The organism is Robertmurraya sp., assembly GCF_036676585.1.
Classification (GTDB): domain Bacteria; phylum Bacillota; class Bacilli; order Bacillales; family Cytobacillaceae; genus Robertmurraya_A.
Map to the genome: position 1 here is coordinate 1 of NZ_JAKFCQ010000003.1, position 6,920 is coordinate 6,920.

11 protein-coding genes and 1 riboswitch are annotated in these 6,920 nt (G+C 40.0%); of the genes, 3 read left to right on the forward strand and 8 right to left on the reverse strand.

The window, feature by feature from the left end; all coding sequences use genetic code 11:
• Nucleotides 1–284: 284 nt before the first annotated feature.
• The 3 genes from ACGLXV_RS00075 to ACGLXV_RS00085 form a co-directional block, all read right to left on the reverse strand.
• Nucleotides 285–488 carry a hypothetical protein gene (locus ACGLXV_RS00075; RefSeq protein ID WP_391556974.1) on the reverse strand — a complete coding sequence of 68 codons (204 nt, stop codon included), beginning with the start codon at nucleotides 486–488 and terminating at the stop codon, nucleotides 285–287.
• Nucleotides 489–575: 87 nt separating this feature from the next.
• A complete protein-coding gene (locus ACGLXV_RS00080; RefSeq protein WP_391556975.1) occupies nucleotides 576–962 on the reverse strand; it encodes a hypothetical protein in 387 nt (128 codons plus the stop codon).
• A 110-nt stretch (nucleotides 963–1,072) separates the two neighbouring features.
• On the reverse strand, nucleotides 1,073–1,243 hold the full coding sequence (locus tag ACGLXV_RS00085) for an N-acetylmuramoyl-L-alanine amidase (protein ID WP_391556976.1): 171 nt from the start codon (nucleotides 1,241–1,243) through the stop codon (nucleotides 1,073–1,075).
• A gap of 589 nt (nucleotides 1,244–1,832) precedes the next feature.
• Between ACGLXV_RS00085 and ACGLXV_RS00090 the strand changes: the two genes are divergently transcribed.
• Together ACGLXV_RS00090 and ACGLXV_RS00095 are read left to right on the forward strand one after the other, a co-directional pair.
• On the forward strand, nucleotides 1,833–2,216 hold the full coding sequence (locus ACGLXV_RS00090; RefSeq protein ID WP_391556977.1) for a DUF4183 domain-containing protein: 384 nt from the start codon (nucleotides 1,833–1,835) through the stop codon (nucleotides 2,214–2,216).
• Between the two features lie 106 nt (nucleotides 2,217–2,322).
• Entirely contained in the window at nucleotides 2,323–2,691 is a 369-nt protein-coding gene (locus ACGLXV_RS00095) for a DUF4183 domain-containing protein (protein WP_391556978.1), read from the forward strand.
• Nucleotides 2,692–2,737: 46 nt separating this feature from the next.
• Here the strand turns inward: ACGLXV_RS00095 and ACGLXV_RS00100 are convergent, their stop codons facing one another.
• The 5 genes from ACGLXV_RS00100 to ACGLXV_RS00120 all read right to left on the reverse strand — a co-directional run bounded on the left by ACGLXV_RS00100 (nucleotide 2,738) and on the right by ACGLXV_RS00120 (nucleotide 4,951).
• Nucleotides 2,738–2,905 (reverse strand): hypothetical protein, encoded by a 168-nt coding sequence (locus ACGLXV_RS00100; protein WP_391556979.1) that lies wholly within the window; start codon nucleotides 2,903–2,905, stop codon nucleotides 2,738–2,740.
• Nucleotides 2,906–2,958: 53 nt separating this feature from the next.
• Nucleotides 2,959–3,047, reverse strand: a riboswitch (cyclic di-GMP riboswitch).
• 555 nt (nucleotides 3,048–3,602) lie between these two features.
• A complete protein-coding gene (locus ACGLXV_RS00105) occupies nucleotides 3,603–4,118 on the reverse strand; it encodes a baseplate J/gp47 family protein (protein WP_391556984.1) in 516 nt (171 codons plus the stop codon).
• A 119-nt stretch (nucleotides 4,119–4,237) separates the two neighbouring features.
• Entirely contained in the window at nucleotides 4,238–4,378 is a 141-nt protein-coding gene (locus tag ACGLXV_RS00110; protein ID WP_391556980.1) for a hypothetical protein, read from the reverse strand.
• A gap of 57 nt (nucleotides 4,379–4,435) precedes the next feature.
• On the reverse strand, nucleotides 4,436–4,654 hold the full coding sequence (locus tag ACGLXV_RS00115; RefSeq protein ID WP_391556981.1) for a hypothetical protein: 219 nt from the start codon (nucleotides 4,652–4,654) through the stop codon (nucleotides 4,436–4,438).
• Between the two features lie 81 nt (nucleotides 4,655–4,735).
• Entirely contained in the window at nucleotides 4,736–4,951 is a 216-nt protein-coding gene (locus ACGLXV_RS00120) for a helix-turn-helix transcriptional regulator (protein WP_391556982.1), read from the reverse strand.
• A 460-nt stretch (nucleotides 4,952–5,411) separates the two neighbouring features.
• Here ACGLXV_RS00120 and ACGLXV_RS00125 point away from each other — a divergent pair, with 460 nt between their 5' ends.
• Nucleotides 5,412–6,884 (forward strand): recombinase family protein, encoded by a 1,473-nt coding sequence (locus ACGLXV_RS00125; protein WP_391556983.1) that lies wholly within the window; start codon nucleotides 5,412–5,414, stop codon nucleotides 6,882–6,884.
• Nucleotides 6,885–6,920: the final 36 nt, after the last annotated feature.

Genomic DNA, 6,920 nt, shown 5'->3' on the forward strand with positions numbered 1-6,920 from the left:
GGAGGACCTAATATGTTCTAAAGTGGAGACGTATATAGAGGAATAAAAATACACGAGGAACCTTAGTCAAAGTAGCTAGGTTTTTTCTTATTTTAACTTTTTCTTTTCAACCAAAATACTTCAAACCATCTTCATCTTTTGACGGGATAATTCTAAACCCGGCTCGATGCTTATGCTGATCTTGGACAAAGTTCAGTTCACGATGTTTTCATTTTTTAAACATAGTTCAATTAAGTATGCTCCAAATCCTGTTTTAGATATCCAACAAGCGATAGCTAGACGGTCTAATTATTGTGGACTTCTTTGGGTAGAGACGAATTAACTCCGATCTTTCGATCAGAACGTTCAGCTCTCTGCCTTTCTCCTCCTTCTTTCAATCCCATATTACCTCTCCTCCCGGCGCTTAAGTCTGGAACACCGTAACTTGTCCCGATAAGGAAGTATTGCTGAAGCACCTGAAACAAGTAGAGCGGAGTATGGCGAAACAAAAATAAAGCCCTCCTCCCTATTTGAGAGAAAGGCTTGTTGTAAGAATGACTAGAAAAACCACCTTCAGGTTAGGACAATAGGATAGCTTATAGGTCAGATATTTTCTTTCCATAGACCCAGTCTAAAAACAGATTCAACGAAAAGCCATCGTTATCTTTTTTCTCAAGCCTAATCAAATCCATAATGTCGATAACTTTATCGCCATGTACATCTAATGTTTCTGTAGTAATTGAACCTTCAATAATTACATCGATATTGCCTGGCGGTACAGGATCATCTAGCGGAGGAACCGAATTTCCCCCATTTGAAGACGAGTCAGGCGGAGCTGTCCCAGTACTTCCACCACTTGAAGGAATATAATTATTATTTCCTCCCTGGTTAAGTTCTGATGAAATAGCCATAACACTGTGTGGATTTAATAAATTAAACGTAAAAACACTAAAAAATAACAACTTAATCAATATACCCCTCAATCTATCGTCCCCCCTTTAAACTCACCCACCCATATTATTCCACAGAAAAAGATATACTCCTGCTAAAGACAAAAATCTCCGCAATCTATGGATATTAGAGATTTCGTAAATTATTGCAGAGGTTGTCCGCTTGCTTTTCTTATCTCATTTGCTAACCGCTTGAATTCATCCTGGCTGGCCTTATCCTTGCAAATATGCCATCCGGCTCCAAGCAAGGCAATAATCTTATTCGCATCCTCTTTGGTCATTTCATATTCATCCTCCTTCTTTACCCGATCCATAAACCAACCCTTATTAACTCCGGTTCCCGGGCAACTTTTTGGCGACTTGCTGTTGAGTAGGCACTCCCGGTGGAACACACGGCTGCTCCTATCCGATGCCAATATCGGGAAATCTGGACGGCTGTGTCCAGTTGGGCACCTTCCAGATTGTTCTTTCCCTGGTCAAAGTCCCCCACCATCTCCAACATAAAAGGCTGCGATTGTATCCTTTAGTGGAGCAAGGGATTTTTTCTGGATTACGTCCGGTCATGATCTTTCCATCCGGGAAAATTGTGATATGCTGCCCTATATCATCCCATTCATTGGTGTTTACGTGAGTATCTCTCATCCCGTCTTGGACCCTACGGTGATTGGGTTTAGCTCGCCACGCAGTGTGATTAGGCTTCCATGTATGATGCACGTGGCAGGTGCTTATCCGAAATACTCCAAGAGTTTGAAACCAAAAGTAGGTGTTTTTTTAAAAGTTTTATTGGTTATTTGGTTATTTTTTAAAAATCTACTAGATAGCAATTAAAGAGTCCAAGCGTTTTTAATAGAAACACATAGAATACTATTGCAAGTTATTTCAAATTGAAAGGAGGATACAAATATGGCCCTTCAACTCATGAAACTTTTAGTTACTGCTACTACAACAACAGATGCCGTACCGACAGATTCAAGATTTTTTCATACGACAACAGGCGAAACAGCCGCAGGATCCACGTTAACGATTGATGCAGCCAGCTTTTTTGAGGACACTGGTGCAGCCGTTACTTCATTGCCTTCTTTAGCAGCGAATAATAACTATTTTAATGTATATATTAACGGCGTTTTACAAATGGATGATCTTTCAACTTACACACCCGGCGCCACTGGCGTTGGATCACTTGCCATTGACGTCCCAGCAGGCGGAGACTCCATCCTAACCAGTACACCTATTGTGCTGGAAATTGTCAGCTTTGCTCCATCATCTACAACAACGGTTGAAACTTAATTCAAAGAGGCTGTCAGATCGGCAGCCTTTTTCCCAAAACTTTGTCAAACTCATCAAGTCCATTACATATAAAACTAATAGTCAAATCAAAAAGGATGATAATCTAATGCGAAATTTGACCCCAAAGCAAAAAAGACCCTTTTTTTATCCGCCCTCCAGCTGTCCGGATATCTTTCCGGGTCAACAACAGCAAAACGATCCTAAAGTTCTAAAAGTAGAAACCTATCAATACAACGCAATTTCTGACGGAGTAAAGAAAATTTATACCAATCATGATGAATTAATTCAGTACGGAAAGACCGGTATTCTAAATCCTAACAGCGTTTCTTACATCAACCTTTTTATAAATGGAATCCTGCAACCTCCTATACTTTATGTAGTACAAGAAGGTATCCTTATTCTAATGTCAGATGATGTACCGAAGAAAGATACACCAATTATCATTCAATTCATCAAAATTTTAACTCCTTATTAAGAAAAGTTGGTTTTGGTTAAAAAGAAAAACGCCCTTTCGGACGTCATTACGAAACACTCATATGCATTTCATTATACAAATTGTGGACTTCTTCATGGGTCATCAACAGATGACCTTCATTTACCATTAACTTACCACAGCACTTTATGATCACTGCATCAGATAAAACTTCCCTTTCGCAACACGTACACTTAAAACGAAATAGCACTTCCATAATCACATAACCTCCTTTGATCATAAGTCACAAGGTAGGATAGAAGACCTGGTTTCGGCAACTGGCTGGCATGTTGGATTGAACCAACGAAGCCCCTATAGCTTTGCGCCCCCATCTTTCGACAGGTTTGCCATTTATCGTACCTATGTGATTGTCGAATATAGTAATATTTTACCTGATTTATCCAGTATATTCAAAGGGCATTTTGTACTAACGTAAGCTTTTGTACCTGGGTAATTAGATCTATTTTTATAAAAATTTAATTTGGTAAAAAAGAATAACCTGAATTGCATCGAGGGCATTCCAAGTCATTTGCTATTCTCTAATCCTTTTTATCACACTTAATTCTTTGGAAAAGTTAGCAGGATCACCAACTTTTCTTACTTGACACCAATTTCCCTTAAGTTTAAAATAGTAGTTTTTACCAAAATTTTGGTCATATATAAACTTCAATCTCTGAATCTATCTTGTCCATAATCACTATAATACTTGAAACTCTTCACTTGCAGCTCATACTCTTTCTCATAATTAGTCAAGACCCAAGTCGCTGAATCGACAAGGAACTGTTGAATGACTTCTTGAAAGGTAGATTGCACAGCAGCCAGTACAGCTGCATCCTAGCTTTTTACGGCATCCATCACCTTCGATTTCCGATAATACTTAAGCATGGATTTTATCATTTCTGCTTTAATATCGATCATGTGAAGGTCACCGTCCCAAGCACCGCTACATCCCCATCGTTTATAGTAATGTTTGCAGAACCTGCGTTCACCGTCAGATTGGTATAGTCAATGACTCCCTGGGCATCCAGAATAGCATTTGCAATCCTTGAATAGCGGCAAAAAGAGTCCTTGAACGCTATGGATTTTAAGTATTCTACGATTAAATTCGTTGCCATATCCGTGACTGTTAGAAGGTCCGTCCCATACTCTAACACAAGTTGAGCAATAATGTTGATTGGGACCTCAGTGGCCGCGACAACCGTCACGTCAGCTCTGATAGGACACTCAGCGTCAATATGTTTCTGGACTTGCTGAACCACATCCGCACCCGGAGCCCTCTTCTCCTCATCCAAAATAACAACCTTAATCATGTTTGGATCATAGAAACGTTTAAATGGTTTCACATCACTAACACCAGCAATCTCCTTGGTCAACTGACCATAATGGTATTGGTTTCCGCTAGTAGTTGGTGTCTTTGATTTCTTTAGAATTGTTCAAAAAGAAAGCAGGATCAAAACAAACATAGGAACGTGAGAAGCGTTCCCCGCGTTCATCGGAAATCACAATACCGCTACATATTTCAGATTGTTTTGTAAAACTTTTTGAACGTTCAATTTCTGAATTTGTGTTTTTGAAAAAAAGGTAAATCTGGATATTCCATAACGGTCTGAAGATCGTTTTGATGTTTCCGGATATGAGCATCAACAATGTCTCTAATATGCTGAAGATGGGCTAGATTTAATTGATTCATGCAATGTCTCCTCTCTGGAAATACTAACCAAATGCTTGTATGCCTATGTAGGCTCCATTAAGGAGCCGCTTTTTTAATCTCAAAATCAATATTCAATTCTTTTTTCACAGCCAAGGCGGCTGCACGATACCAAACTTCAGCTATTTTTTCCCTTAGTCGCTGCTGTATCTCGAAAGAAGCCGTATCCAATTGGTATGTTTCGCCAGTCTTGCTGTCGTAAACCATTGCGGGTAACTCAATGATGTCTTCTGGTTTCATCGCTCTTTTGATCTTCATGGGCTAACACCTCCGTATCTAAATGGTTATGAGGTGTGGACAGTTTTCGTGCGTGTCCGGAAAATTGGTTTAGTATTTAGATCACCTGCTTTGGCGAATAACCAACTTGTTTCTGTTGTACTTGTTCAACTTATTTACAAAAAAAATTTCACTTGGGTCTTTGTCGAAAAAATGTGCTATTTTTATCACCATTTCATCGGTCGTCAGTTCACCATTTTCAATTCTTATAATCGCATATCTAGAAACACCAAGTTTATTCGCAAGCTGTTCTTGCGTTAAATCAAACAATTCACTCACTGCGAAGATACTAAACGTTGTTTTTCATTTCTATCACCTCACTTATCATCGCACACGTTTCCCTACATCAAGAAAAAGACCTTTGGGAAACCTTAGCTGATAAAATTCCGGATCATTTTCATTTTTAGTACCCGGACGAAATCGATATTGAGTATATCTGTTAACGATATGGAATAAGGGTTTATAACATCACATCTTCTATTTCCTATTCCATCCCCTACAACGATGGTAGACAAGGGAGTATCTATCTAGGGAAAGGGCTTGATTGGATGGAGCGCCGGATTATCTGTGGGGAAGAGTTTTGTCACTTGTATGCTCACTACTCTCCCTAATTACAACAATCCCGTTTGCTCATCGATCAGGTAGAGCTCCTTTATAACAAAAAGGTGGATATGATGGCTCAATACAACAATGGGAAAATAGGAATCATATCTATGTTTGAATGAGGTGGAATCATATTGTGATAGTAGCCCTTTATGTTCGCGTTAGTACCGATGAACAAGCAAAAGAAGGTGTTTCCATAGCAGAACAAAAGGAACGCCTCCAAGCCTATGCTACCTCCCAAGGGTGGCGAGAATATGAGTTTTATATTGATGATGGATACTCCGCCAAAGATACCAACCGTCCTGCCTTCCAACGTATGGTCACGGATGTTCAAAATGGACGTATCCAGGCTGTCGTGACTACGAAGATCGACCGCCTTACCCGTCGGCTACTGGACCTACTACAATTCACTGATTTCCTTGATGAAAATGAATGTGTCTATAAATCTTCATCTGAAGCTTTCGACACTTCCACAGCTGCCGGTCGAATGGTACTCCAGCTCCTTGGGGTGTTTGCTGAATTTGAACGGGAACGGATCGCTGAAAGGGTGAAGGATAACATGCAGCATCTTGCCCACCAAGGCAAGCCAATTAGCCGCCCCTGTTTCGGTTATGATTTGATTGATAAGCAGCTGGTGATCAACGAAGAAGAAGCAAAATGGGTCAGGAAGATAGCAGAGATGTACATCGAGGGATATGGTCCATTTCAGCTTGCTAAGTTGCTAAATAAAGAAAAAGTTTTAACCAAAAATAGGGGCCAATGGTCTGCCAAAGCAATCAGGGTATTTTTTACCGAAAATCGGATGCTAATAGGAGATCTCGTATGGAACAAACAAAAACGGAAAGGCCAAAAGCTGATTGAGAATTCGGAAGAGGAATGGATCGTTGCCGAAGGTACCCACCCACCTATCCTTCATAAAGAAATTTACGATGCCGTTCAGGAGAAAATTGACAAAACAAAGGGTGTGGCTCCCCGATCGAAGCGAAGTAACTATCTGCTATCAGGGATGGTCCAGTGTGGCCATTGTGGATCTCGTATGATTGGAACATTTTCCAAATGGAAGAAAGAAGGAGAGACCCTGCGAAATTTTCGATACATATGCAGTAACTATCAGAAAAAAGGACTGTGCTTCAATCACTATATTCAAACTGAGGTTATCGAGCCTTATGTATTGGAAAAGCTAGGTCAATTAGCCAAGGGTGCTTCGGTTCCCATCCACGGGTATGTGGAGACTTCTACTCATCAGAAGAAGGTCAGAGATGAATTAAGCCAAGCTAAACGGAACCTTAAATCCATCGGTGAAAAGTGGCAACGACAAAAGGAAGCTTATGAAGAAGGAGTTATCCCCCTTGCAGAATTAAAAGATGATCGTACAAGACTTGATTCAGAGAAATTGGAACTTGAAGAAAAAATAAAAGTCCTCGAAGCTGCTATCGAGGACCCCATGAATGATAAGGATATACAGAAATTTATACATTTGAAGGCAAAAGAGCTAAAAGAGGCATTGAGTAGTAACGTATTTGAAATTCAACAAAATGCCGTTCGTGAAATCATTCATGAAGTTCAAGTCTTTGACAGCAAAGAGGTTCAGCTATCCTTTAAACTGTAGTCCGTTTCCACTTTGAGACATTTAGGAGGACCTAAT